Origin of the sequence: Ruminococcus sp. RTP21484sp1_RTP21281st1_A8_RTP21281_210402 (genome assembly GCF_040914025.1) — a bacterium.
In the GTDB taxonomy this organism is placed as follows: domain Bacteria; phylum Bacillota; class Clostridia; order Lachnospirales; family Lachnospiraceae; genus Blautia_A; species Blautia_A faecis.
In genome coordinates this window covers 1-24,061 of record NZ_JBCPGE010000029.1, presented here as the reverse complement: position 1 = coordinate 24,061, position 24,061 = coordinate 1, and the positions used below count along the sequence as shown (strand labels likewise).

The window sequence follows — 24,061 nt, the reverse complement described above, 5'->3', positions numbered from 1 at the left end:
GGTATATGAAAAATCAGACAAATCAATTTACCTGGCAGATCTGTTCCCCGGTTTCAGAAAGTCAAAATCATTTTCTTCTTTATAACGGAAAAACATAAGAAATACCATCACTGTGATCCCACAGGTCACGTAAATATCTGCCACATTAAACGTGGGAAAATCAATCAGGGAAAAATAAATAAAATCTACCACATATCCACGGAAAACACGGTCTATAAAATTCCCCATTGCTCCAGCGAACACAATTGCCGCTGTATAAAGCAGTGGTCTATAATAAACAGTTGCAGGTGCTTTTATAAAAAGATATATAATAGCCACAAAAAACACAATACAGGTAAGCACCAGAAAAAGAATCTTATTCTGGAGAAGGCCAAATGCCATGCCTCTGTTTTCAAGGTAACGAAGGTTTAACACATTATCAATAAGAGAAATCCCGGAGGTTCCTTTCAGATACCTGATTGCAAGATACTTTGTTCCCTGATCCAGAAGAACCAGAAAAAGGATAAGCAGAATTCCTTTTAATTTAGGTGCTTTTAGTGGAAGATCATTGTAGTCTGAAGCTGTTTTATTTTCCATGATTGATTACCTGCAGATGGCGTGAATTCCCACAAGAAGCTCCTGATCCGAAACTGTCTTGTCTATAAAACTCTTTCCAAGACCATCTATAAGAATAAATTTAATCTGTCCCTGTTCCATTTTTTTGTCCTTTTTGGTAGCTGCAAGAATGTCCATGGGAGAAAGTCCTTCCACATACAAAGGCAGGTCGTAAAGCTTAAGGCTATGGCAGATCTGTTCATATTCAGCATTTGTGAGGAGACCTCTTTCCCTGGAAATGGCAGCTGCGGCAACCAGTCCGATTCCCACACACTGACCATGGAGAAGGTTAAAGTTCATCAGCTTTTCGACTGCATGTCCTATGGTGTGGCCAAGATTAAGAAGAGCACGCTCTCCCTGTTCCTTGGGATCTCGCTCTACAACCCCGGCTTTGATGGCACAGCATTTTCGGATCATAACGGCAAGCATTTCTGGATCCATAGTGCGGATAATCTTGTAATTTGCGCATACAAAGTCGAAAAAGTCTTTATCGCAAATTAGTCCGGTCTTTAGAATTTCACCCATTCCACAGCCAAATTCGCGCTTAGGGAGGGATTGCAAGGTGGCCATGTTCATATAAACCAGGCGGGGCTGATGAAAAGCGCCTACCATATTTTTAAACTGTCTGAAATCAACGCCAGTCTTACCGCCTACGCTGCTGTCCACCTGCGCCAGAAGCGTGGTAGGAATCTGGATAAAATCAATTCCACGAAGATAGGCTGCGGCACCGAAGCCGGATAAGTCTCCTGTTACTCCGCCTCCAAGAGCAACCACCAGACTTTTGCGGTCAAGCCCATTCTCAATAAGGCACTGGAAAAGATCCTGTACGGTATCAAGATTCTTGTATGCTTCTCCGGCGGGGAAAGTGAACTGGCATACATGATCGGTTACTTTCAAAAGCTCTGCTTTCACCTGGTCTGCATAGAGAGGTGCTACTGTGGAATCTGAAACAATACACATGCTTTTCCCTGCAAGACCTTCGTCTGTCAAGGCCTGTGAAAGAAAAGAAAAGTCATTTTCAAAATAAATGGGATAACAGAACTCCCCGTCACGTTTTACAAGTAATTTTTCTTCTGCCATAGTTAAATCCTCTCCAAATGTATTATTGTTTATACGTATTTTCGAATGCGGACACCAAGGCGTCCTTTCTTTGTCTGTCTGGATACACCATCATAGATAAAGCGTCCTTTGCCGCGAACGGAAATAATATCGCCTTCTTTTGGCTCATATCCATTGGAGGTGATCAGTTTGCCGTTTACAAACACAAGACCGCTTTCAATAAAAGAAACCATGCTGCTTCTGGACGTCTGAAAAGCCAGCCCGATGAGAGCATCCAGCCTTACAGAAGCGCAGGTACCATTTATCATTTCAAATTCAGGTTCCGGAATCTCTTCTGCCTGTTCTACTCTGGAAACCAGAACGGTAGTATGTTTTACCCGAATAAGATTTTCAATAAAAAAGTCAGACATTTTATGAAGGCAGAAAAACCAGGCTTCTTTATCCTTGATGAGGATATCACCGACTACACTGCGGTCAACTCCAAGATTCAGGAGCGCTCCAAGATAATCTCTATGTCCAAGCTCCTCAGAAAAACGAAGAGCCTTGGGCTCTATTTTCAGGCAGTCAATAGGATAATCCCAGGAAAAACCAAGGCCTCCGGGGAAAAAAGCTGCCATCTGCCGTTCTGCATGCTCATAGCCACCGAAAAGCTTTACCTCTACGCCTATCTGATGAAGCTTAAGGGAAACAAGCATATTTTGTTCGTTTAAGTTAAGAAAATCCGTAAAGGTGACAATATCTCTCTGGTAAGAGAGATTTGCCAGCTCCCGGATTCTCTTAAGTAAAAATTCATCCTTATCCATAAAAATCAATAACCAGCTCTTACAGAAGGTGTAGCGCCGCCAAGAATATTCTGAAGATCACCAGTGATATCTACAGAAGAGGGACCAAGTACGAAGATGTAGCTGGAAATCTTCTGAAGGGAACCATTCAGGGAATAACATGCGCCAGATGCAAAATCAATAATACGCTGTGCAAGTTCTACATCAATACCCTCCAGATTCAGAATTACAGTTGCATTGTCAAGAAGTGTGTCTGCAATTTCCCGGGTGTCCTCCATGGAAGCAGGTTTGATCACACAAACCTCCATAGAAGAAGCCTGATTCGCACGACGGCTGCTTCTCATCGGAGTGATTTTGGAAGAAGCTACAGGGCGCTGCTTCTCAGCTGGCTGTTTCGCAGGAGCCTTGGCAGCAGTCTTTTGTGTTGCTGTATGTACAGGTTCTTCGTCAAAGGAAGTATCTGCGTCAGCCAAATCATCCTCTTTCTTACGACCGAATTTCTCGAAGAATTTCTTCTTAGGCTTGTCATCCATGGGATCGTCATCAAAGAAATCCCCCTCTTCGTCATCCATCAGATCCTCATCTAAATAATTATCTTCATCATAATCGTCATCATTCAGTTTAATAGAATCTAATAATTTATCAAAAACGCTCATTTTCAATCTCCAATCTTAATCTTCTTGCCGTGTGGCATAATTTCGTTCACCAAAAATACCGGTTCCCACACGTACCATGGTTGAGCCTTCCTGGACAGCAACCTGATAATCTCCGGTCATACCCATACTCAGAACACTCATGTTAACATTATTAATGTTTTTTGCATTAATGTCAACACTTAATTTCTTCAATGTGCGAAAAACTTCACGATTTTCTTCTGGATTTTTCACAAATGGGGCAATGGTCATAAGTCCCATCACTTTTATATGGGAAAATATGCTGATTTTCTCAAGAAGAGGAAGCACCTCATTCGTCGCTAATCCGAATTTGCTTTCTTCCTCTGCTACATTAACTTCCAGCAGAATCGGCATAACAAGATCTTTCTTTGCAGCTTCCTGCTCAATGGTCTGGGCAAGGCGAAGGGAATCTACCGAGTGAATCATGGCAACCTTGTCAATAATATATTTTACTTTATTGCGCTGCAGATGACCGATCATGTGCCACTGGATATCTGATGGCAGCTGGTCATATTTATCCATGATCTCCTGCACTTTATTTTCTCCAAAAACACACGCACCGGCATCATACGCCTCCTGAAGCATGGAGACCGGTTTGGTCTTACTTACTGCCACCAATGTGACTTCACCTGGGTCACGGGAAACAGCAGCACAGGCTTTTTCAATATTTGCATTTACCTGCTGTAAATTTTCAGCTAACATTTATAAGCCTCCTTAAAAATAGTATATGTTAAACTTAGTAGAGAATATCCTGCTCTTTTACCTGGGAGGAGTCTCTGGCAATGCGGTCATAGCGGGAAAGTCCGTAGGATGTATTACTGGAAATAATGGCATATTCTTCATTCTGATCCAGTATATCTACCTGACGGAATACCGCATACCCTTGATTGATGCAGTAAACGCCTTCCAGAGAATCTGTTTCGCCTACAATAAAGCGCTGGTTGGAGTCATCTTTTACAATAGCATCTCCTTCCTTAAAAGCGCTTCTATCCACGTAATAATTGTAAGCTTCATCGGCAGAATCATCATCTGACTCAATTTTAACTTTACCGTAGATTGTAGCATTGATAAAGGTTCTTACGTTATTTCCGCTGGAATCTTTGGAAATCTTGTTAAAGCCTACACTTCCGCTGTCAGGATCAGTCGTGGCATATTCTGCCGGAATTACGTAAAAATCCTTGGATTCAATAGCGGAAAGGGGAATCTTAAGACCGGTTACTGTATTGGTAACCAGCTCAATATCCAGAAAACGGTCAGATGCATAGCGGATCAGACCGCGGCTGAAGTCAATTTTTCCATATTTGTTACCATCGATTTTTATGATGGAAAAATCGCCGCTCTGTGTCATATCATCCTTGAGAAATTTCACACGAATGGTGGAACGTCCCTCCAGCTTGGCGGCCTGTTTGTCGCTTAATGGAATGATCAGGCTCCATAATTCGCTGGTAATATTTGTATAAATGTTATCTCCGGCCTGCACCTTTTCGGATGACTTCAGATCCGTTTCATGGTAAGAAGTCTGGTCAAAATCTGCTGCTGTAATGTTCTCCACAGTCTTATTCTCATAACCGTCCATAGAATAGAGGATAATGCCGTCTTCCTGGGCTTTACAGATATTCTGTCCACCGATGGTCACTACTTGTGAATCTGCATTCCCGTCAGTGGAAATTCCCTCATACTGAAGGATGCTTCCCTCCAGCTGGTTCTTAAAACTGTAGGTGTTGTTAAATTTACTTCCGGAAAATCCCTTGGAAAAGCTGAGCATAGAACTGCGGATTTTCTCCAGTTCGTCCGCAGTCAATGCAGACTTGGTTTCTGCAATTTTTCCGGAACTTAATCCGTAAACAGCACCGTTGGCATTGATCTTACTTCCCTCCCGGGCATAATAATTCACATAACCGGAGGATTCTGCCTTAAAAACACTCTCTTCCCGAAGAGAAATACCAGTGTAGGTCTCGTTTCGTGATAAAGGACCTGTGGTAACCTGGTAAGATTCGATGTGTGTGGAGGTTACAAGTAAAAATGCAGTAAAAATCATATATAATAACAATACACCAAAAGCAACGGTGGCAATATTCAGTCCGAATATGTTCTTTAACTGGACAAAAAGTCCTGCCATTTTGCCAGGCTTGTTAGATTTCTTCTCGGACAAGCGGATTCCCCCTTTGTTTTTGAGTCGGGCTCTGAATTTTCATACCAAACAATTGTACCATTTTTTGCCGGTGAACACAAGGAAAAGAAAACGAAAAGTGTGTGAACAAAGCTGGAAGCTGTGAACAGCCTGCATATCAAAAAACGAACATATTTTCAGAATATCTGTTTGCTTAATTAAGAAAAATATGGTATGATAAGAAAAAGTTGAATGAATTTCGGAGGAAAACTCTTATGACATATGGTAAAATCAGCAAAAAACAGCAGGAAATTTTAGAATATATTAAAAGTGAGATTCTGAACCGCGGATTCCCGCCAGCAGTTCGTGAGATTTGTGAAGCTGTAAATCTGAAGTCTACATCATCTGTTCATGCCCATCTGGAAGCTCTTGAGAAGAACGGATACATCCGCCGCGATGCCACGAAGCCAAGAGCCATAGAGATCATTGATGACAATTTCAATCTTGTCCGCCGTGAAGTGGTCAATGTTCCGCTTGTAGGTACCGTAGCCGCCGGACAGCCTATTCTGGCTGTAGAGAATGTAGATGGCTACTTCCCCATCCCGGCAGAATTTATGCCCAATGAACAGAGCTTCATACTGAAGGTAAAAGGCGACAGTATGATCAATGCAGGAATCTTCGATGGTGATCAGGTTCTGGTAAAGCAGCAGCCAACTGCAGATAACGGCGACATTGTAGTTGCCCTGGTAGAGGATTCTGCCACAGTGAAGACCTTCTATAAGGAGAAGGGCTACTACCGCCTTCAGCCAGAGAATGACACTATGGATCCCATTATCATTACAGGAGAAATCCAGATTCTGGGTAAAGTATTTGGTGTCATGCGTTTTTACCAATAGTCATAAAAAATTTCCCCTTTAGCAAACAATTGCTGTTTCCAGACAATTTGTTTACCAAAGGGGACTTTTTTATTTCTCTAAAAACGCGTCCATCTCCAGAACCTTTCCATCTCTCCAGATTCTCTCCAGATCATAGAAAAGTCTGTTTTCCTCATCAAACACATGCACGATCACATCGCCGTAATCCATGAGAATCCAGCTGGAATTGCGGTTTCCCTCAATCTGCTTCGCCTCAAAGCCAGCACGTCCAAGCTGCTCCTCCACATTATCGACGATCGCCTGAACCTGATTGGAGTTTGTACCGCTTGCGATTACGAAATAATCTGCAATTACAGAAACATTATGAATATCAATTACCTTAATATCCTGTCCCTTTTTATCATCAATTGCCTTGCAGGCAATCTGTGCCATCATTTTCTCTGTACTTACTGTACTCATTCTGATCTGCTCCTTTCTTAATAATGCTTATACTGACCTAATATTATTTTAAATTCCTGCGAGAACAAAAGGCTTTAAAAGTGAAATAATATCCTCTGTCAGGTGGTACCTGGCCTTCGCTCGTGCGAAATATCTCGCATCTCGTAGAATGTTAATTGTAAATAGTAAAAATATTCGCCAGTATATGCGGAGTATTAATTATCAGATACGTTATTACGCTTATTATGCAATTCTTTATAATAAATATAAGCCTCCTTGGAAGTTGGCTCAATATCATCGGCAGAATCTTCTTCCAGATACTCCAGGGTATCTTTTAGGATCTCATACATACACTCATCCAGGTCTTCAAACGCAAGTTTGCGAATTTCCGGTAAACGGCTTGCTTTATAACGCATGGGCTCAATATAATCTGCAATATAAATAATCTTTTCAAGAAGACTCATTTCACGTCTGCCAGTTGTGTGATAATTGATGGCAGAAAGAATCTCCTGATCGTCAATCCCATATTTCTCGTGAGCAATATAAGCTCCAAGACGGGAGTGGAGAAGAAACGGGTGACTTCTCTCAAAATCGGAAACCGGAATATTGTGTTCGCTGCACATCTTCAGTTTTTTCTTATTGGGAATGCATTTGGCGCAATCGTGAAGAAGACCGGACACCTGTGCATCTTTGATATCATATCCATGGACCATAGCCAGACATGCGCTGGTGTACATAACGCCCATGGTATGCTGAAAACGATCCTCATCCAGGTATTTGGAAAGTTTTTTTTCAATTTTTGCAAAATCGTAATCTGCCATGGTCAGACTTCCTTCTTTCTGTAAATTCCATTCTCTTTCATGTAAGAAATCACCTTATCCGGGACGTAATATTTCAGACTTTTTTCTTTTGAAATCCACTGACGGATCTGATGACTGGACACATCAATATTCATAGTATCCAAAAGGGCAAAATTTCCGTTGTACCTTGCAGAAAGACGCTGGATTTCCCGATTCAGTTCAGCGTAGGACGCATGATCCCGGACAGCCACCACAAGAGTACAGGCCCGACAGATCCGCTCTGGTTCCATCCATTCGTCAAAAGCAAAAAGAGAATCTGCACCAATGATAAAATAATAGTCTGTGTCCGGATTGTATTCTTTTAGCTCTTCCAGAGTGCGATAGGTATAGGTATACCCGGTCTCGTGCATTTCTGCAAGAGACAACTCAAAATGGGGATTATCTTCAATTGCAAGCCGGACCATATCCACACGCTGGTTATCAGAGGCTCTGCCAGCACGGTCCCGTTTATGAGGCGGGTTGCCGGAAGGCATAAACAGAACCTTATCCAGCTGGAATTGCTCATAGCTCTGCTCACCCAGGATCAGATGTCCCATATGGATGGGATCAAAGGTACCGCCCATGATCCCGATTTTTTTTCGATTATTTTGGCAGTTCAATTTTCTTTTTCTCTTTTTTACCTTCGCGGTATAATACGATCTTCTTACCGATCACCTGTACAACCTGGGAATGGGTGCGCTCTGCAAGAACCTGTGCCATTTCCTTAGGATCCTCCAGACAGTTCTGAAGCACACTGATTTTAATCAGCTCTCTCGCTGCAAGTGCTTCGTCAACAGCCTTGGTGTTTTCCGGTGTAAGACCGCCCTTGCCAAGCTGGATAATGGCATCCATTTTCATTGCCAGACTTTTTAAATATGCTCTTTGCTTACTTGTCATAATTTATCTCCTGAATACCTGCTGAATAGCTGCTATTTATTTATAATAATCAAATTCAAATCCATACATACGGACCGTATCACCCTCCTGAATACCGGCGTTTTCCAGTTCATCCAGAATGCCGCCCTCTTTCAGGAAACGCTGGAAAAAGGCGAAGCCTTTCTCAGAATCCAGATTGGTATAACCAAGCATTTTCTCGATACGTGGTCCTTCTACGATAAATACAGAGGGATCTTCCTCATCAACCTGTACGGTAAATGGAAGGCTCTCATTGATCAGCATATCTTCTGGGAAGAATTCCTGCTCGAATACGATTGCTTTCTTCGGACAACTGTCCAGAAGTTCCTTGATATGGAAAAGAAGCTCGCGTACACCCTGTCCGGTAACTGCAGAAATGGGATATACTTTGATACCTTTTGGTTCAAATTCTTTGCGAAGTCTGTCTACAGGATTCTCCTGACCGTCGTCAAAAATACAGTCCACTTTATTGGCTGCAATTACCTGAGGACGCTTTGCAATTTCCGGATTGTATTTCTCCAGTTCTTTGGTAATCTTATAAATATCATCAATAGGATCTCGTCCCTCTGTGGAAGCTGCATCCACAATGTGCACCAGAACTCTGGTACGCTCAATATGGCGAAGGAACTCATGACCAAGACCGACTCCTTCAGAAGCACCTTCGATCAGTCCAGGGATATCTGCGATGATAAAACCGCCATTCTCAGTATCTACAACACCAAGGTTCGGGCTTAAGGTTGTGAAATGATAGTTGGCAATTTTCGGTTTCGCATTTGTAACACGTGAGAGAAATGTAGATTTACCAACATTAGGAAAACCTACCAGTCCTACATCTGCGATCACCTTTAGCTCCAGAAGCACTTCAAGCTCCTGAAAAGGCTGTCCAGGCTGGGCATATTTGGGAACCTGCATGGTAGGGGTTGCATAATGCTGATTTCCCTTACCGCCGCGTCCACCGCGCAGAACGATCTGACGACGATTGTCACCGGACATGTCTGCAATTACCTTACGGGATTCAGCCTCCATGATAACAGTACCTTCCGGTACCTTTAATATAATGTCGGCACCGTCGGCACCGTGGCAGCGCTTTTTGCCGCCCTCCTGACCGTCTTCTGCCTTATATTTTCTTTTATGACGGTAATCACCGAGGGTATTCTGTCCCTCGTCAACTTCAAAAATGACGTCTCCGCCCTTGCCGCCGTCGCCGCCATCCGGACCGCCGTCAGGTACATATTTTTCCCTGCGGAAGCTTACATGGCCGTCGCCGCCCTTACCGGAACGGATATATATGGTAGCTCTGTCTGCGAACATTAAATCTCCTTTATAAGAAAAGGCTCCAAACCTTTATAGATTTGAAGCCTCCTGCTCTACGAATTACTCTGCCTCTACTGGTACGATAGAAACCTGTTTCTTATCGCGGCCTTTTCTGGTGAATCTTACAACACCATCGGTCAGTGCAAATAATGTATAGTCTTTTCCGCATCCTACGTTCTCGCCTGCATGGATCTTAGTTCCGCGCTGTCTGTAAAGGATGTTGCCGGCTTTAACAAACTGTCCGTCTGCTCTCTTCGCACCTAATCTCTTGGACTCGGAATCACGACCGTTCTTTGTGGAACCAACTCCTTTTTTATGTGCGAATAACTGAAGGTTCATCTTCATCATTGTTGTTACACCTCCTTGACTCTTACTGTCAAATATCGATTGTTATAACTATGCTCAATTTCTGTTAATCCAAGAATCAGGGAATCCATAAGCAGTTTCCCGCGCTCAGTATTCGGATTTGTTTTAAAATGGATGGATACATATCCCTCATCCGCTTCCGCTTCAATCTGCTCTTCCGTAAATTTCTCAAGAGAATTCACAGTAGTAATGATCAAGGCTGATACGGCAGCACATACAATATCCTGTCCCTCTTCGGCATAGCCTGCATGTCCTTTGGACAGAAAATCCAGATAAGAGCCTTTTCTCTTCTTAACTGTAATATTGATCATAACAGCACCTGATTAAGCGTTGATCTTTTCGATTTTAACTTTGGTGTACTGCTGTCTGTGACCGTTTTTCTTGTGATATCCAGTTTTTCTCTTGTACTTGTAAACGATGACTTTTTTAGCCTTTCCGTTCTCAACTACAGAAGCGGTAACACTGGCATCCTTAACGTCTTCTCCAACCTTTAATCCGTCATTGCTAACTGCAATTACAGAATCAAAAGTAACGGTTTCACCAGCTTCAACTCCGAGCTTCTCAACTCTGATTACGTCGCCTTCAGCAACTTTGTACTGTTTACCACCTGTTGCAATAATTGCGTACATTTGTGGCACCTCCTATAGACTTTACTCGCCAAATATGGTGGTCTCTCGACTCTTAAACCTCTTTGTGCGGCATACTCGATTATAATAACAGGGAGATTTGGTTTCGTCAAGAGGTTTTGTAAAAAAAATTGTAAAAAAATTTGTAAAAAAATAAAAACGAAAACCCATGTTTCTGGTTTGCTGCTTGTAATAATTTCGAAAATACGAAAAAGGAATTTCTTATAGTTTTATTTAGAGCGTGTTCGAAAAATCTCCTGACTTTATCTGCCTGATCTCCTCTATTACCGGTTTTCTGACTTTCTTTCGTGTCATCTCCAGAATGTGAAGCGGTGTAATATCTATGGCTTTACATTTCACCGGATCCTTCCTCAGATATTTCTGCAATACATGAAAAAGCTCGTTGTTATGATCTGGGTTTGTCATATTGATAAAATCAATAAGAATAATTCCGGACAGGTTGCGAAGCCGCAGTTGTCGTGAAATTTCCTTAGCTGCTTCCAGATTGATTTTGCGATAGGTTTCTTCGGCTTTTTTCTTTCCGGTAAATTTCCCGCTGTTTACATCGATGGAGACAAAGGCTTCTGTCTGCTGGATCACAATAAACCCGCCGCTGTTCAGCCAGATTTTTTCCTTTTGAACCTCATCCAGCGCGTTTTCCATGCGGGAAAGCTTGTATAACGGAAGAAGCTTGTCCTGATAAAAACGGGCTTTGCTTTCTTCCTCCGGACTTGTTTCTTTCAAATAAGAAGTGATCTGCTGAAAAATTTCAGGATCATCTGTTACAATGTCTGTGAGATTTTCGCTGTAAATATCACGGAGAGTGGTAAGGTAAACCGGTTCTGTTTCGTAGAGAAGGCTGAAACAGGTGCGGCTTTTGCCGTTGACAGCAACTTTTTCATACAGTGATTTCAGATAAGAAAGCTCCTGAAGGATTTCAGCCTTTTCAGCCTGAGCTGCGTTGGTGCGGACAATCAAGCCATATTCCTTATTCGGACGTGCAGCCTCTGCTTCCAGCCAGCTGGATAAAGTGTGGCGCTCTGTACCAGAGAGCTTGCCAGATAGTCCGAACTTTTTTTCTCCTGTGGTGAGCACCAGGTATTTACCTGTAAAATTTAAGTTTGCAGTCAGTGCGGGAAGTTTTCCCTTCATGGCATCACGGCTTACCTGTACCAGAATCTGATCACCTGGACGTAAGGGACTGCCAGGTGCTTTCCCGGAGGCATAGATAACCTGCTCTGCTTCCTGAAGAGGAAAATAGCCGCGTACGCCAGGTGCAATAAGAACAAATGCAGCCTGGATATTAGAAGCAATATTTTCCACCTGTCCTACATAAATATTTCCGAGAATGGACTGTCGGGCGGCTGCCTCCAGGCGAAGCTCCATAATCTGACCTTCTTCCTCGATTGCACAGGCATGACATTTGTTACCGCAAAGTTCCATGGTTGTTAGAATTAATTTCGTCACTTGATTCACCTGTTTTAAGTTTATTGAACTTCCACGCCAAGGGATTCCAACGATACAAATTTATGTTTTTTCTCATTTCCAAGATCTGCATATACTTCCAGACGATGAATCATGCAGGCAAATTCCGGAAGCTCCTGTCCAAGCCAGCTGGTAAATGCATCCATTACAGCATCTGGTTTGGTATAGTTGGCACTTGCAGAAGCAAGACTTAAGAAAATGCGGTTGTCATTCTGTAAATTCATTTTGTAAATAAAAGGTCGGATATCTACCTGTTTTTCGCCTTTTTTGGTTTCTTTTGTAACAAGGATCTCAGGCTGCTTTAAAAATTCCGTAATTCTTGTCTGCCATCCATCTGCCGGTGCTTTTCCAGGACGAAATTCCACCAGATAATCAGCTGCTGCCACCAGGGACATTGCCTTGCTCGCTTTTCCGTCTTCCACCTGGCGGGCACTTAAAACACGAATGCCATTTGCCATCTGGCTGTTAAGGCGCTGACAGATTTCATCAGTAGGAATCGCAGAGGTAAGCTCCATATCGAAATATTCCCCTGTGCTGGTAACGCCCACTCCAAGAGGGGCAGCAAAGGACATGATCATATGAGGGCTGTAACCTCCTGAAAAAGCAATTGGAAGCTCTGCGCGGCGGATGGCTTTCTGGAAGTAGCGCATGGTGTCAAGATGTCCTACAAATTTCATAGGCCCTTCTTTCGTAAATTTAATTCTTACCTTCATAACATACGCCTCCTTCATAACGTCTTGCTCCGCAGCCTGCACATTTCTGACGGCAGTTTGGTGTAACCACTTCGCCTTTTGCCTGTTTCCACTCACGGATCAGAAACTCCTTGGTAACACCTGCATCTATGAAATCCCATGGGAGGATTTCATCTGTGCTTCTCTCTCGGAGTGTGTAGAATTCAATGTCAATTCCTGTTTCTGCAAAAGCCTCTTTCCAGATGTCGTAGCGGAAGCTTTCTGACCAGGCATCGTAAAGGGCACCTTTTTCATAGGCTTTTAAGATAACTTCAGAAGCACGGCGGTCACCTCTTGCAAGGAAGCCTTCCAGTGTGGTTACATCCGGTTCATGCCAGTTGTATTTAATACTCTTCTGGTTCAGCTGTGCACGGATTTCTTCTTTTACTACTTTTGCCTTGTCAATAAAATCCTGTTCTGTATACATTGGAGCCCACTGGAATGGGGTAAATGGCTTTGGCACAAAGAAGGATGTGCTGACTACGATCTGAACCTTTCCATGGCGTTTTTCCTTTGGAACGGTATCGTAATATTCTTCTGCAATACGCTCTGCAAGATGAGCAATTCCCTTCATGTCTTTTTCTGTTTCAGTAGGAAGCCCAAGCATGAAATAAAGCTTCACACGGTTCCATCCTCCAACAAATGCCTCATGCGCACCGTGAAGGATCACTTCTTCGGTAAGTCCTTTGTTAATTACATCACGAAGTCTCTGGGAACCAGCTTCCGGGGCAAAAGTAAGGCTGCTTTTCTTAATATCCTGAACCTTGCTCATAACATCCAGGGCAAAAGCATCAATACGAAGTGACGGCAGGGAAATATTAACACCTGCAGATTTAAATTCGTCGATCAGGAAGTTTACCAGCTCTTCCAGATGGGTGTAATCACTGGAACTTAAGGAACTGAGGGAAATTTCCTCATGACCGGAATTCTTCAGCATAGCTCTTGCAGATTCCTTCAGTTCTTCTACATCACGTTCACGGAGAGGTCTGTAGATCATACCAGCCTGGCAGAAACGACAGCCACGGATACATCCACGCTGGATTTCCAAAGTGACACGATCCTGTGTAGCTTTAATAAAAGGAACAACCGGTTTTTCAATCGGGCAATATCCTTTATCCATATCTACGATCAGCTGCTTTTGGACTTTCTCGGGAACTCCCGGACGATTTGGTGCAAAGGATGCAATTGTACCGTTTTCTTTGTATGTGACATCATAAAATGCCGGAACATAAATTCCCGGAATCTGAGCTGCCTTCAGAAGGAACTCCTCCCTGCTGCCTCCGGCTTCCTTATTGGCCTTGTATGCATCAAAAAGCGCATCATACACAGTTTCTCCTTCGCCAATATAAAACAGGTCAAAAAAGGCTGCTAATGGCTCTGGATTATATGCACACGCACCGCCTCCGATTACAATAGGACATGATTCGTCACGGTCAGCTGCTTTCAGTGGAATCTGGGAAAGATCCAGTGTCTGGAGTACGTTAGTATAACACATTTCATATCCAAGTGTGATGCACAGAAAATCAAAATCCCTGACAGGATCCTGGGACTCCAGGGCAAATAACGGGATATTCTGTTCTCTCATAAGCTTATCAAGATCAAGCCATGGGGAATAAACTCGCTCACACCAGACATCAGGGCGTTTATTGAACATATTATAAAGAAGCATCATACCAAGGTTGGACATGCCGATCTCGTAGACATCCGGAAAACAAAACGCCACACGGACATCTATCCCGTCTAAATTTTTCATCACAGAGTTGACCTCCCCGCCGATATAGCGGGCTGCTTTGTCAACACTGAGCAATATTTCGTCACGAAGTGCTAATTTTCTCATTCTTTTCCTTTCACAATTTATCACTATTTGCCAAATACAGAACTTTTTCTGTTTGGATTTGGATAGTGCCTTTTTTTCTGAATAAGTGGGAAAAATAATGCTCATTTTTGAACCTATTTTTACCCCGAAAACGGCATTTGGTCACTGCGGTATCGGCTGTGGTATATGCCGTTAATTATCCTATTATAATACAGGTCATTTCAGAAATTCAAGAGAAATCGTGTGCTTTTGTGGAAATGGTGAAAATTGTCTGCTGTCACTCCTTTTTTACAAGATTCTTTTTTTCAATACTAATATGTCATATTTTTTGTTTCTGTCAAAAAATGTCGGGGTACTTGTTTCTTTGTGGTTATCTGCTTTCCTGGAAAACCCTTTCTTAAATAACCATTCTTAAAAATATTACATACTAAATGTGTAAGTATTTTATAAATATATTTCTTTGTATGGACATCCACCTTACAGGATTAATATGTCATTTTTTTAGAATTTTGTCAAAAATTTTCATAAAAGATCGGATTCTGAGCGAAAATCGGACAATATATAACTGAAATATAGTTAAATGCTTAGCCAATGATGGCAGAAAGGAAAAAAGAATGAGAAAAGAATCAAAAGAAATGGCTGTTACAGCCGCAACAATGAAAAAAGAGAAAAGGAACGAACCTGCTGCAACTACTTTTGTTAATTACCTGGAGAGCTGGTACCAGAACAAATGTCTTTCGAATTCAACCAGCAGCAGTACGGCTGCTTACTACTACTGGATGATCTTCAATGTCATTGAACCCAGCCTTCCGGATAAGGAGCGGGCGGTTGACGATATCGATGCAGAATACCTGAATGCTCTTTTGGCATGCATCAATCAAAAAAATGAAAATACGGCTGCTTCGGCATACCGCTTTCTGCGTGTCTTTATAAAGGATCGTTTTGAACCAGATACCGGTGATTATGAACTTTTCTTTCAAATAAAAAAATATTCTGTTTTGGAAAAAGATCCTGTCCTTTATACACCGGAACAGCTTACCTGCTTATTATCAGCTGCAAAGAAAGACAACACCTCCCACTATCTGGAATATGCCCTGGCGCTTTACTGCGGGCTGAAACCCGGGGAAATCCTTGGACTTAAATATGACAGCTTCGATCTGGAGGCAGGCACGGTAACGATCTGCGGGCTGCATGCACGGAATTATGTGTCTGCTGACAGGAATGGGGGTGATAATAGTCAGAGTCTCAAATACAGTGGCAGAAAGCTCCGTTCAGACAGTAATTACCGTACTGTGCCTGTTCCGGAATTTTTATTTGATGAGATCAGGGAACGGAGATATCTGAATGAGGGCATTCTTCTGAGATATCCCGGACTGGCCGAAGAAGGCGCCCTGTGCCTTGGTCCATATGGAAAAGTCAAGACGCTTCCCACACTGAATACCAGACTGAAAAAGATCACACAGTCCTATGGCCTGCCCCGCATCTCCCTTGGAGACCTCAGATATATGTATCTCGCAGATCTTATCAAAAGGGAAAAACAGTTTGATAAGATCATGAAACTTTTCGGATATGCAAATCCTTACCGGATGCTGGGCCTCTGCCAGCAGATCGCGGATATCCAGGGAGAGACTTTGACTATAAACGTTCCGTTTCCTGAGGTATTTTATTATAAAATGTAAAGCTGAGACGAGATTTGTCAAGGTATGTTTTTGTAAAGGAGTGTGCAATTATGCTTTTATGTATTTCTTTCGAAATTCAGATGGAGTCATCTCATACTCTTTTTTGAAGACTTCCGAAAACTTGCTGGGGTTGTCGTAGCCCATTTTCATGGCGATTTCTGTAATGCTGCAGTCAGAATTCTGAAGCAGTACGGTTGCAGCCTGCATACGGTAGGATTTTATGTAGGCATAAATGGAACAGCCGAAAACTCCCTTAAAACATGCTTTCATGGAAGTAAGAGGAATGTCAAATTGCTCGGACAATTGTTCAAGAGTGTAATGCTGGCGCAAATTGGAAACCATATACTTTTGAATTTCTTTTACTTTTTTTACCTGAGTATGTGCGAAATACGGAACTTTTACCTGGGTATTCTGTATTTTCTCAGTTCCAAGATAAAGGAGCAGTTCCAGGACCTTGACCTTCAGATAGGAAGCGTGCATATACGGCTTGGTGCAGTACAGTTCAGAAAAAATGTGGTTGATTTTATTTTGATTTCTAATTACAGCACAGGTACCATTTTTGCAAAAGCCGTTGGCAATGGAAAACAGATCAATGTCCAGACCGCCTGTCATCTCGCCGATTTTTCGGATGACAGAGTCTGCTTTTTGTAAATCTATGGTGATGGAGATGCCGTGATAATGAGACAGCGGAAAGCTGGTTGAAACGGTCTGGTTGGAAAGAAGGTTGATGGCAAGATCACCGCTTCCAATATACTGATAAGTGCCGTTGGCAAATCTGCATTCAAAACGCCCTTCCCTGCAATGGTTCAGTTCCAGAACATCTGCGTGAGGCAGTTTATTCTGGTTCTGTCCATTGCTCATGTGAAAATCGTTATAAAAGAACTGGATGCCAGGCAAAATAATATATTGCGTGATGATTCCTTCTCCGGTTTCATTGTTCATTTTATAAATAGTACGGTTGTTTTTGCCCGTTGTTTTTTGAACTTTCTGGTCAAAAAAATCCGTTAACGGATGCTGTTCCATTTTTTCCTCTCTTACTGGTCCGCACTCTCGTACATGCAGGAAGTGGTGCCAATCTGATTGTCTGCATGCACACCATCAATTAAAATGTCTGCGTCGCAGCTTTCTATTACACTGCCCACTGCCCTGCCGGCAACGGTACCTGGTGTTACAGCACCGTCAATGGATCCTGTTACAGAACAGTTGGTAACTTTAAATACGGTTTCTTCTCCATAATAGTAAAGTCCGGTGCCAATAAGACCTCCTACATGGGTTGCTCCATCCGCTTTTATGGAAACAGTTATCTTGCAGTTATCAATTACGGACGGATAATTTTTCGTGGAAAATCCTTCTGTTTCCAGGCATACGTCTGGATTGGAGTGAGTGCCTGCGTAACCACAAAGACCGCCGATCGCATGGCCGCCATTTGCGCTTTCAATTGTGACATCAGCGGTGCAGTTGGTAATGGAATCCATCATTTCCAGACAGCCGCCGATTCCGCCAAGACCAACCGGTTCGTTTCCTTCTGCCTTTACAGTTCCGCTTGCGCTGCAGTTGTCAATGGTTCCGCCAAAACCGCCGCCGATGACCAGGCCACCACATTCTGCTACATCTGCCTGCACAATATGGTTTTCTTCAAATTCATTATCTCCAATTACGATGACGGTTACATTTTCTGCGGAGCAGTTGGTTACGGAATTGTTGTTGCCTCCTACAATTCCGCCAGTGCAGTTGTTGCCTGTAATTACGGAGTTTCCTTTTAAGGTTACGTGATCCACTGATCCCATGTTGTATCCTACAACGCCGCCAATAGCCAGAGAGGTGCCATCTGTTACGGTTACTTCTGCATTTTCCACTGTCAGATTTTTGACTTCGCCGCAGTTTACGCCGAAAAGACCAGCCCCGCAGTTGTATTTGTCAGATTCATATTTTAAATTTGAAATTGTGTGATCTCCGCCGTCAAAGGAGCCCAGAAACAAGGTGGAATGGTTTTCCATGTCATTCATATTGCCGATGGGTTCCCAGTCAATGCCTGTAAGATCAAGATCATTTGTCAGAAGAAAATAAGTATCCGCATAACCTGCGTTTGAGCCGTCATTTACATTAGCGGCAAATGTCAGGAAAGAATCTGTCGAGGAAATCTGGTACGGATCTTCCTGGGTGCCACTGCCGCCGTCATAAGAGCATTCAGATGCGGTGCTTACTGCTTCTTCTGCAAATACGGTACTGGTTAATCCGGCAGATAAGGTAGTTGACATGGTAAGTGCTAATAAAACAGAAACGAACTTCTTTTTCATTGTGTGCCTCCTGAGTTATATAATAGTTAGTTGCTTCTAACAATAACCATACCATTTCTTACAGGGTCACACAACTCCATTTGGACGATAACCACTCTGCTTAGACAGATTCTTTTGCGGAAATACGGTATTAGTTATTACTTACCGCTATTTTACCACAATTGTGGTCGGGGAATAAAAATTTTCTTGAATTAAAAAACTGTAACAATAAACCATAGGAGTTTATCATTACAGTTTTTATTATCTTATTAGAGCAATTCCAACAGCTGCGGGATATTCTTTTTCCCAAATGTTACCTGATCCTGGTTGATTATCAGGCAGGGGACGCTCATAACGTTGTATTTTTCCTTTAAATCCGGGAAATGGGCGATGTCGTATACTTCTGCTGTTACAAGGAGATTTAAGGAGGCAATCCTCTGGGCTGCCACTACCAGATCCGGGCACATGGTACAGGAAAGGGATACCAGGATCTGCATGTGCACCTTATGGTCGATAGCGAGGATACGTTCTCTGATGGCAGGGTCAAGGGGCTGCCCTGGTCCTGCGGCGTTGTATAATCCCAGGATAAAAGAGGTAAACTCGTGTCCCCCTGGCACGCCGTGGAAAGCTAATCCAGTCTTTTCCCCGGAGGCAGTCAGCACTTCTACAAAAGGCAGCAAGGCAGCAGAATCCGAAGCAGAGTCCGCTTCCTGTACGGTCAGTTTGTCTGTATATTTCTCCAGTTCTGTCATATAGCCTTTCAATTCCTGGCTGACGGGACGGGAATCCAGATGCAGGTCAAGTTGCAGGTTTCCCTCCATTCTGGAAAATACAACATTCAGCTGGTTTATGATATCCTGTGAAAAAATACCGGCTGAGGATTTCCCTTCTGTTTCTTTTCCTGCGGGTGATTCCTTGTGAACTTCGGCCTCTTTTTTGATTGGCTTTTCCGGGTGGATTCCGGTTTTCCCCTGCATGGCTGCGGCATATTTTTCCAGCTCTGTGGCAGCTGTGGCACCATCTCCCACTGCAGTTACCACCTGGCGGAGATTCTTCTGGCATACATCTCCGGCTGCGTAAATTCCCGGACAGCTGGTCTTCTGGGTTCGGTCCGTTTCCACATATCCATGGGAATCCAGAGCAATCAGGTCTTTTACCAGATCCGTATTTGGCGCGTAGCCTGCAAATACAAATATGCCAAAGGTGTCATCTGCAGAATCGAAAATGGTTTCTTCTCCAGTGTTTTTATTTTTGTAGCAGATCTTTCGCAGCGTGTGGTCACCCTCCACATAGACAACCTCTGTATTGGTTAAAACTGTGATCTTAGGGTGATTTTTGGCGGCTTCCGCTACCGCTTCTGCGCAGGAAAAATCATTTCCACGGATTAAAATAGTTACATGGCTTGCATATTTTGTCAAAAATACGCTTTCTTCTGCTGCAGCAAACCCGCCGCCAACTACGAAAATTTCTTTTCCACGGAAAAATTCTCCGTCACAGGTGGCACAATAGGCTACTCCGTGACCGCGAAACTTGGCCTCACCTGGAAAACCGATCATTCTTGGATGGGCTCCTGTTGCGAGCAGGATTCCAAAGCTTTTGTAGGAACCTTTATCGGTGGTTGTTTCCCAGATTTCTGCGCCGGATGCTTCTTCTGCTTTTTTTAGGCTGACAACATCCCCAAGCAAAAACTCTGCTCCGAAATGTTCCGCCTGTTTCTGCATGGCCTGGGTCAGTTCTTTCCCACTGGTTTTCATGACGCCTGGATAGTTTACCACTTCATCGGTAATGGTAATCTGGCCGCCGAATTTTTCCTTCTCAATTACCAGAACACGGTAGCAGGCGCGAGCCAGATATAAGGCAGCTGTCAGACCGGCAGGACCTCCTCCGATCACAACTACATCATAGAAATTTTCGTTCGACATTAAAGCATACCTACCAGATCAAGACTTGGCTTCAGAGTTTCGGCTCCTGGCTGCCATTTTGCCGGGCACACCTGGTCTCCGTGTTCTGCTACAAACTGGCTTGCCTGGAGACGGCGGAAAAGTTCATCTGCATTGCGTCCTACATTGCCGGCATTTACTTCATAAACCACGATCTTGCCTTCCGGGTTTACAATGAAGCTTCCTCTTTCTGCCATTCCGTCAGATTCGATCAGCACTTCAAAATCCTTGCAGAGTGCGTGGGTAGGATCTGCCAGCATTGGATAAGTGATCTTACCGATTCTTTCAGAGGAATCATGCCATGCTTTGTGGACAAAATGGGAGTCTGTAGAAACAGAGTAGATTTCGCAGCCAGCAGCCTGGAAATCAGAATATTTATTCTGCAGATCCTCCAGCTCGGTAGGGCATACAAAGGTAAAGTCGGCCGGATAGAAGAAAAATACGCTCCATTTTCCCAGAATATCGGCCTTGGTCACGGTTTTAAACTCCCCATTCTGATAAGCCTGAACAGAAAAATCACTTACTTCTTTATTGATCATTGACATTTTAAAATTCCTCCTTTTTTTGTAATAAGCATTCCCTGGAATGCAGGGATTAATGCAAGTTAGGCAAAACTAACTTGTCTGCAATATATCATTTCTTTCTGGTGATGTCAATGAATTTTACGTAAGTGAATATCATTCTCAACAAGAATAATTACAATTTAGCAATACCACACTACAGTGCAGACAACCGTTCAAAAATATATTCCTTCTCTGACGACAAATCTTCTCTAAACCTATAGCCCAGTCTGTTAAATTTTTGTATATCAGCTGGATTTTCAATCCCTCTTTCTGCCATAAATCTGACCATTTCACCACGGGCCATTTTTGCATAAGTACCTTTTGTTACTAGCTTTTCTCCGGATAATTCACAAAATGTAATCGTTATATACGTATCTTTCGGTGACAGATATTTTTCTATGCATTTCGAATATTCCTTTGATGCCAGATTAATAATGATCTGGCTGTCATCAATGATGGACTTATACAGCATGTCTCCCCAATAGTCATACAAATTCCGGGTATTTCCTATTGTAACCTTTGCCTGCATTTCCAGACGATATGGTCTCACACCGTCCAGTGGCTTTAGGCTTCCATAAAATGCGGATAAGATTCTAAGATGCTTTTGGATATACTCAAATTGTCCGTATTCAAACACTGCTGGTGCCATATACTGGAATGCAATTCCCTCATAGGACAAAATAGCAGGAGTAAGCATGTGATAAAGATCCATATTTTCTAATCTTTCAAAGTTCTGCCTGGCAATCTTGTCATTGCATTTCCAGATTGCCTTCAGTTTATCTTTTTCCAGACCCTTCATCCAACTTAGTATCTCAGTTGTCTTATCAAGAAAATTCGGCATTCCCACTGGTGCTATGCTGTCCGTATCTGTAACCATCTTTTTTGCTGGTGATAATATAATCTTCATCACGTCAATTCCTTCAGCATATTTTCAGGATCATCTGCCGCTTTCACTTTATCATTTGCCTTTATGATAATTTCATTCTCATCAATCAGATATGTTGTCCGGACTACTCCCATAGAAACTTTTCCATAATTCTTCTTTTCTTTCCAGACGTCATATGCTTCAATCACTTTACGCTCCGGATCTGCCAATAAAGTAAATGCCAGTCCGTATTTTTCTTCAAATCTCTTATGGGAAGCTACAGAATCCTTACTAACACCAAGGATAACAGCTCCTTTTTCTGTAAACAAAGGATACCTTTCTGAAAATCCACATGCCTGTTTCGTACAGCCAGCTGTATTATCTTTCGGGTAAAAATATAAAATCACTTTCTTTCCGGCATAATCGCTTAACTTATGCATGTTTCCATTCTGATCCGGCAACTCAAAATCAGGGGCTTTTGTTCCTGTTTCCAACATTTTTTAATCCTCCGTTTCTGTAGCTTCCGCTTTCTTTCTTGTTTTTTTACTGCCAGAAATCATTTTATGTCCTGTATAGATAGACATTATCATACAAAGCAGAGAGCTTAGTGCGAAATATTTGTGGCTTGATTTTAACCCTTTGTAACCGGTATAAAAAGTTCCGATCATGGTAATAAATGCTCCGATAGACCAATATTTATGTGCTTTCATACAATACCCCCATAAAATATAATTTATTAAAATTTTATTGTCTGCCTGCTGCTGTATCCATTTTTCTTAAATTCAGAAAAAAGTACTTCCATTTTAACTGGTGTTACACAGATAAGGTTCATTGGCGAAGCCAGTTTCTTTAATGTTTCTACTGGAAGCTTCTTAATCTTTGCATGTTTATTATATGTATCGGAAAAAGGTTCCACAAGATCTGCCTTTCCTATTACCTGTATGCTTTTCAAATTGTCCGCTCCATCATACTTATCATAAATGGCCAGACATACATTTTCATTTTTCTCAAGACCAATAAACTTTTCGCCACCTTCTGAAAACATCCAAAACTTCCCATCATGGTAGCTATACTCAATTGGGGTACATCTTACATAATCCCCAGTTCCAGTCGCAAGTGCACAAGTATTGTTGGAATTGATATATTCCAATACTGTCTTTTTCAGCTTTTCTTCCGGCATAGCATTCTGTTTTTTATTCTTCCAATAATCTGCTGCTTTCTTAAATTGATCATGTGTCACAAAACCGCCTCCAGACATAACACTTTTAATAGTATTCTTTATTAATATTGATAATGGGGCTGTCCCGACAGCCCCATTTATAATGATTTCAGTTATTTTGTTACACACAAAGTTTCATCAATCCATTTCTGGACATCTTTTTCACTTACCTTAACCAAACGAGCAATCATCTTTACGTCCATGCCCTCTTCTGCCATGGAAAGGGCTGTTTCTTTTGCTTTTTTGAGCTCACCACGTTTCTCTCCGCTTTCCATTCCTTCACTATAGATTTTCTCCATTTCATGGCACATAAGTTCAACCCCTTTCTGTGTCTCCTTCAATTCATATACTCGTTTTGCAAGAATCGGACTGTGCATCTCATCTGCCTTTTTACAGTGTAAATCATGCATCAGCTTTCCAAGTTCTGTATCATTCTGTTTCCTGGAATTTACATATATGATATGTGCTTCATCTTGAAAAGCTTCATTTAATTCTTTGATTTGCCGGTCAATGTGGTAAATGGGAAGTCCATATCCAAGAATATCGTCCCTGGTAATAAAAATTACATAGCTTTCCGGCAGTTCCTCAAAATCCTGTCCGGGATTTAGGGTATTCATATCCATCAGTCCACTATGGTACCGGGCTCTTTTTGGGGAAGCTCCTTCATTATCCTGCTGGATTTCCACATCAAATTGTTTGCCTGTGGAATCCCTGGCAACGCAGTCCATTACTGCGGAGCGTCCCTGCAAATTTTTATAATCTTTTTGGATTATCTGATCAATCACGTGTAAATCTTGTTTCTCCATAATGACCTGCAAAACATATTCCAGACATTCTCTTTTCTTGAACACGTTTCGCATAAATATATCACTCATGAGTGTAAAATTCTTAATAA

At 42.4% G+C, this 24,061-nt stretch carries 28 protein-coding genes; 2 read left to right on the top strand and 26 right to left on the bottom strand.

The features are described 5' to 3' along the window. Positions 1-27 precede the first annotated feature (27 nt). Genes lspA through AB5170_RS14110 form a run of 6 tightly spaced genes read right to left on the bottom strand, consistent with a single transcriptional unit; the run spans position 28 to position 5,261 of the window. Positions 28-576 (bottom strand): signal peptidase II, encoded by a 549-nt coding sequence (gene lspA, locus AB5170_RS14135; RefSeq protein WP_226854541.1) that lies wholly within the window; start codon positions 574-576, stop codon positions 28-30. A gap of 6 nt (positions 577-582) precedes the next feature. Then, the gene (aroB, locus tag AB5170_RS14130; RefSeq protein ID WP_227200942.1) at positions 583-1,674 is read right to left on the bottom strand and encodes a 3-dehydroquinate synthase; all 1,092 of its coding nucleotides are present in this window, start codon (positions 1,672-1,674) and stop codon (positions 583-585) included. A gap of 29 nt (positions 1,675-1,703) precedes the next feature. Continuing rightward, positions 1,704-2,456, bottom strand: a complete 753-nt coding sequence (locus AB5170_RS14125; RefSeq protein WP_118580331.1) for an RNA-binding protein — start codon at positions 2,454-2,456, stop codon at positions 1,704-1,706. Positions 2,457-2,461: 5 nt separating this feature from the next. After that, positions 2,462-3,091 carry a cell division protein SepF gene (locus tag AB5170_RS14120; protein WP_177969000.1) on the bottom strand — a complete coding sequence of 210 codons (630 nt, stop codon included), beginning with the start codon at positions 3,089-3,091 and terminating at the stop codon, positions 2,462-2,464. A 15-nt stretch (positions 3,092-3,106) separates the two neighbouring features. Then, the gene (locus AB5170_RS14115) at positions 3,107-3,811 is read right to left on the bottom strand and encodes a YggS family pyridoxal phosphate-dependent enzyme (RefSeq protein WP_177968999.1); all 705 of its coding nucleotides are present in this window, start codon (positions 3,809-3,811) and stop codon (positions 3,107-3,109) included. A gap of 34 nt (positions 3,812-3,845) precedes the next feature. Beyond that, positions 3,846-5,261, bottom strand: a complete 1,416-nt coding sequence (locus tag AB5170_RS14110; RefSeq protein ID WP_226841028.1) for an HlyD family efflux transporter periplasmic adaptor subunit — start codon at positions 5,259-5,261, stop codon at positions 3,846-3,848. Between the two features lie 233 nt (positions 5,262-5,494). Here AB5170_RS14110 and lexA point away from each other — a divergent pair, with 233 nt between their 5' ends. Then, on the top strand, positions 5,495-6,115 hold the full coding sequence (gene lexA, locus AB5170_RS14105) for a transcriptional repressor LexA (protein ID WP_177968998.1): 621 nt from the start codon (positions 5,495-5,497) through the stop codon (positions 6,113-6,115). Positions 6,116-6,184: 69 nt separating this feature from the next. On the opposite strand, the gene rsfS is transcribed toward lexA, so the two are convergent. The 11 genes from rsfS to AB5170_RS14050 all read right to left on the bottom strand — a co-directional run bounded on the left by rsfS (position 6,185) and on the right by AB5170_RS14050 (position 14,645). Next, the gene (gene rsfS, locus AB5170_RS14100; protein ID WP_177968997.1) at positions 6,185-6,553 is read right to left on the bottom strand and encodes a ribosome silencing factor; all 369 of its coding nucleotides are present in this window, start codon (positions 6,551-6,553) and stop codon (positions 6,185-6,187) included. A 194-nt stretch (positions 6,554-6,747) separates the two neighbouring features. Then, positions 6,748-7,353 (bottom strand): bis(5'-nucleosyl)-tetraphosphatase (symmetrical) YqeK, encoded by a 606-nt coding sequence (gene yqeK, locus AB5170_RS14095; RefSeq protein WP_118580182.1) that lies wholly within the window; start codon positions 7,351-7,353, stop codon positions 6,748-6,750. Positions 7,354-7,355: 2 nt separating this feature from the next. Next, the gene (nadD, locus tag AB5170_RS14090; protein WP_227200943.1) at positions 7,356-7,991 is read right to left on the bottom strand and encodes a nicotinate-nucleotide adenylyltransferase; all 636 of its coding nucleotides are present in this window, start codon (positions 7,989-7,991) and stop codon (positions 7,356-7,358) included. Next, on the bottom strand, positions 7,975-8,268 hold the full coding sequence (gene yhbY / locus AB5170_RS14085; protein WP_118580179.1) for a ribosome assembly RNA-binding protein YhbY: 294 nt from the start codon (positions 8,266-8,268) through the stop codon (positions 7,975-7,977). Before yhbY ends, nadD begins: the two co-directional genes overlap by 17 nt. Positions 8,269-8,304: 36 nt before the next feature. After that, positions 8,305-9,597 carry a GTPase ObgE gene (gene obgE, locus AB5170_RS14080; RefSeq protein WP_118580176.1) on the bottom strand — a complete coding sequence of 431 codons (1,293 nt, stop codon included), beginning with the start codon at positions 9,595-9,597 and terminating at the stop codon, positions 8,305-8,307. A gap of 63 nt (positions 9,598-9,660) precedes the next feature. Beyond that, positions 9,661-9,948, bottom strand: a complete 288-nt coding sequence (rpmA, locus tag AB5170_RS14075) for a 50S ribosomal protein L27 (protein ID WP_015542711.1) — start codon at positions 9,946-9,948, stop codon at positions 9,661-9,663. A 5-nt stretch (positions 9,949-9,953) separates the two neighbouring features. Next, entirely contained in the window at positions 9,954-10,277 is a 324-nt protein-coding gene (locus AB5170_RS14070; protein WP_118580173.1) for a ribosomal-processing cysteine protease Prp, read from the bottom strand. A gap of 12 nt (positions 10,278-10,289) precedes the next feature. Beyond that, positions 10,290-10,595: a 50S ribosomal protein L21 gene (gene rplU, locus AB5170_RS14065; protein WP_118580170.1), complete on the bottom strand. Its 306-nt coding sequence runs from the start codon at positions 10,593-10,595 to the stop codon at positions 10,290-10,292. A 231-nt stretch (positions 10,596-10,826) separates the two neighbouring features. After that, on the bottom strand, positions 10,827-12,059 hold the full coding sequence (locus tag AB5170_RS14060) for a ribonuclease E/G (protein ID WP_226837714.1): 1,233 nt from the start codon (positions 12,057-12,059) through the stop codon (positions 10,827-10,829). A gap of 20 nt (positions 12,060-12,079) precedes the next feature. Next, positions 12,080-12,790: a TIGR03936 family radical SAM-associated protein gene (locus AB5170_RS14055; protein ID WP_226837713.1), complete on the bottom strand. Its 711-nt coding sequence runs from the start codon at positions 12,788-12,790 to the stop codon at positions 12,080-12,082. After that, positions 12,774-14,645, bottom strand: a complete 1,872-nt coding sequence (locus tag AB5170_RS14050) for a TIGR03960 family B12-binding radical SAM protein (protein ID WP_368365079.1) — start codon at positions 14,643-14,645, stop codon at positions 12,774-12,776. The genes AB5170_RS14055 and AB5170_RS14050 overlap by 17 nt, the downstream gene beginning before the upstream one ends. Positions 14,646-15,238: 593 nt before the next feature. Here AB5170_RS14050 and AB5170_RS14045 point away from each other — a divergent pair. Then, complete coding sequence (locus tag AB5170_RS14045; RefSeq protein ID WP_173717533.1) at positions 15,239-16,303, top strand: site-specific integrase; 1,065 nt, start codon at positions 15,239-15,241, stop codon at positions 16,301-16,303. Between the two features lie 48 nt (positions 16,304-16,351). Here the strand turns inward: AB5170_RS14045 and AB5170_RS14040 are convergent, their stop codons facing one another. The 9 genes from AB5170_RS14040 to AB5170_RS14000 form a co-directional block, all read right to left on the bottom strand. After that, positions 16,352-17,326 carry an AraC family transcriptional regulator gene (locus tag AB5170_RS14040; protein ID WP_148463770.1) on the bottom strand — a complete coding sequence of 325 codons (975 nt, stop codon included), beginning with the start codon at positions 17,324-17,326 and terminating at the stop codon, positions 16,352-16,354. 11 nt (positions 17,327-17,337) lie between these two features. Then, entirely contained in the window at positions 17,338-18,600 is a 1,263-nt protein-coding gene (locus AB5170_RS14035; RefSeq protein WP_148463769.1) for a GLUG motif-containing protein, read from the bottom strand. 248 nt (positions 18,601-18,848) lie between these two features. Continuing rightward, positions 18,849-20,501, bottom strand: a complete 1,653-nt coding sequence (locus AB5170_RS14030) for an FAD-dependent oxidoreductase (protein WP_173717531.1) — start codon at positions 20,499-20,501, stop codon at positions 18,849-18,851. After that, positions 20,501-21,064 (bottom strand): alkyl hydroperoxide reductase subunit C, encoded by a 564-nt coding sequence (gene ahpC / locus AB5170_RS14025; protein ID WP_148463767.1) that lies wholly within the window; start codon positions 21,062-21,064, stop codon positions 20,501-20,503. Before ahpC ends, AB5170_RS14030 begins: the two co-directional genes overlap by 1 nt. A gap of 172 nt (positions 21,065-21,236) precedes the next feature. Next, complete coding sequence (gene yaaA, locus AB5170_RS14020; RefSeq protein ID WP_148463766.1) at positions 21,237-21,989, bottom strand: peroxide stress protein YaaA; 753 nt, start codon at positions 21,987-21,989, stop codon at positions 21,237-21,239. Beyond that, positions 21,989-22,444 carry a peroxiredoxin gene (locus AB5170_RS14015; protein ID WP_148463765.1) on the bottom strand — a complete coding sequence of 152 codons (456 nt, stop codon included), beginning with the start codon at positions 22,442-22,444 and terminating at the stop codon, positions 21,989-21,991. The genes yaaA and AB5170_RS14015 overlap by 1 nt, the downstream gene beginning before the upstream one ends. Before the next feature lie 3 nt (positions 22,445-22,447). Then, on the bottom strand, positions 22,448-22,657 hold the full coding sequence (locus AB5170_RS14010; RefSeq protein ID WP_173717530.1) for a DUF6219 family protein: 210 nt from the start codon (positions 22,655-22,657) through the stop codon (positions 22,448-22,450). Positions 22,658-22,683: 26 nt separating this feature from the next. Beyond that, positions 22,684-23,187 (bottom strand): pyridoxamine 5'-phosphate oxidase family protein, encoded by a 504-nt coding sequence (locus AB5170_RS14005; RefSeq protein WP_148463763.1) that lies wholly within the window; start codon positions 23,185-23,187, stop codon positions 22,684-22,686. A gap of 92 nt (positions 23,188-23,279) precedes the next feature. Next, positions 23,280-24,061 (bottom strand): PD-(D/E)XK nuclease family transposase (locus AB5170_RS14000; protein WP_368365078.1); only part of this gene is annotated, 782 nt, incomplete at its 5' end.

Bases quoted from the DNA above. Each gene is read 5' to 3' on its own strand.
- lspA (WP_226854541.1), bottom strand. From the start codon at position 576: ATGGAAAATAAAACAGCTTCAGACTACAATGATCTTCCACTAAAAGCA.
- aroB (WP_227200942.1), bottom strand. From the start codon at position 1,674: ATGGCAGAAGAAAAATTACTTGTAAAACGTGACGGGGAGTTCTGTTAT.
- AB5170_RS14125 (WP_118580331.1), bottom strand. From the start codon at position 2,456: ATGGATAAGGATGAATTTTTACTTAAGAGAATCCGGGAGCTGGCAAAT.
- AB5170_RS14120 (WP_177969000.1), bottom strand. From the start codon at position 3,091: ATGAGCGTTTTTGATAAATTATTAGATTCTATTAAACTGAATGATGAC.
- AB5170_RS14115 (WP_177968999.1), bottom strand. From the start codon at position 3,811: ATGTTAGCTGAAAATTTACAGCAGGTAAATGCAAATATTGAAAAAGCC.
- lexA (WP_177968998.1), top strand. From the start codon at position 5,495: ATGACATATGGTAAAATCAGCAAAAAACAGCAGGAAATTTTAGAATAT.
- rsfS (WP_177968997.1), bottom strand. From the start codon at position 6,553: ATGAGTACAGTAAGTACAGAGAAAATGATGGCACAGATTGCCTGCAAG.
- yqeK (WP_118580182.1), bottom strand. From the start codon at position 7,353: ATGGCAGATTACGATTTTGCAAAAATTGAAAAAAAACTTTCCAAATAC.
- yhbY (WP_118580179.1), bottom strand. From the start codon at position 8,268: ATGACAAGTAAGCAAAGAGCATATTTAAAAAGTCTGGCAATGAAAATG.
- obgE (WP_118580176.1), bottom strand. From the start codon at position 9,597: ATGTTCGCAGACAGAGCTACCATATATATCCGTTCCGGTAAGGGCGGC.
- rpmA (WP_015542711.1), bottom strand. From the start codon at position 9,948: ATGATGAAGATGAACCTTCAGTTATTCGCACATAAAAAAGGAGTTGGT.
- AB5170_RS14070 (WP_118580173.1), bottom strand. From the start codon at position 10,277: ATGATCAATATTACAGTTAAGAAGAGAAAAGGCTCTTATCTGGATTTT.
- rplU (WP_118580170.1), bottom strand. From the start codon at position 10,595: ATGTACGCAATTATTGCAACAGGTGGTAAACAGTACAAAGTTGCTGAA.
- AB5170_RS14055 (WP_226837713.1), bottom strand. From the start codon at position 12,790: ATGAAGGTAAGAATTAAATTTACGAAAGAAGGGCCTATGAAATTTGTA.
- AB5170_RS14050 (WP_368365079.1), bottom strand. From the start codon at position 14,645: ATGAGAAAATTAGCACTTCGTGACGAAATATTGCTCAGTGTTGACAAA.
- AB5170_RS14045 (WP_173717533.1), top strand. From the start codon at position 15,239: ATGAGAAAAGAATCAAAAGAAATGGCTGTTACAGCCGCAACAATGAAA.
- AB5170_RS14040 (WP_148463770.1), bottom strand. From the start codon at position 17,326: ATGGAACAGCATCCGTTAACGGATTTTTTTGACCAGAAAGTTCAAAAA.
- AB5170_RS14035 (WP_148463769.1), bottom strand. From the start codon at position 18,600: ATGAAAAAGAAGTTCGTTTCTGTTTTATTAGCACTTACCATGTCAACT.
- AB5170_RS14030 (WP_173717531.1), bottom strand. From the start codon at position 20,501: ATGTCGAACGAAAATTTCTATGATGTAGTTGTGATCGGAGGAGGTCCT.
- ahpC (WP_148463767.1), bottom strand. From the start codon at position 21,064: ATGTCAATGATCAATAAAGAAGTAAGTGATTTTTCTGTTCAGGCTTAT.
- yaaA (WP_148463766.1), bottom strand. From the start codon at position 21,989: ATGAAGATTATATTATCACCAGCAAAAAAGATGGTTACAGATACGGAC.
- AB5170_RS14015 (WP_148463765.1), bottom strand. From the start codon at position 22,444: ATGTTGGAAACAGGAACAAAAGCCCCTGATTTTGAGTTGCCGGATCAG.
- AB5170_RS14010 (WP_173717530.1), bottom strand. From the start codon at position 22,657: ATGAAAGCACATAAATATTGGTCTATCGGAGCATTTATTACCATGATC.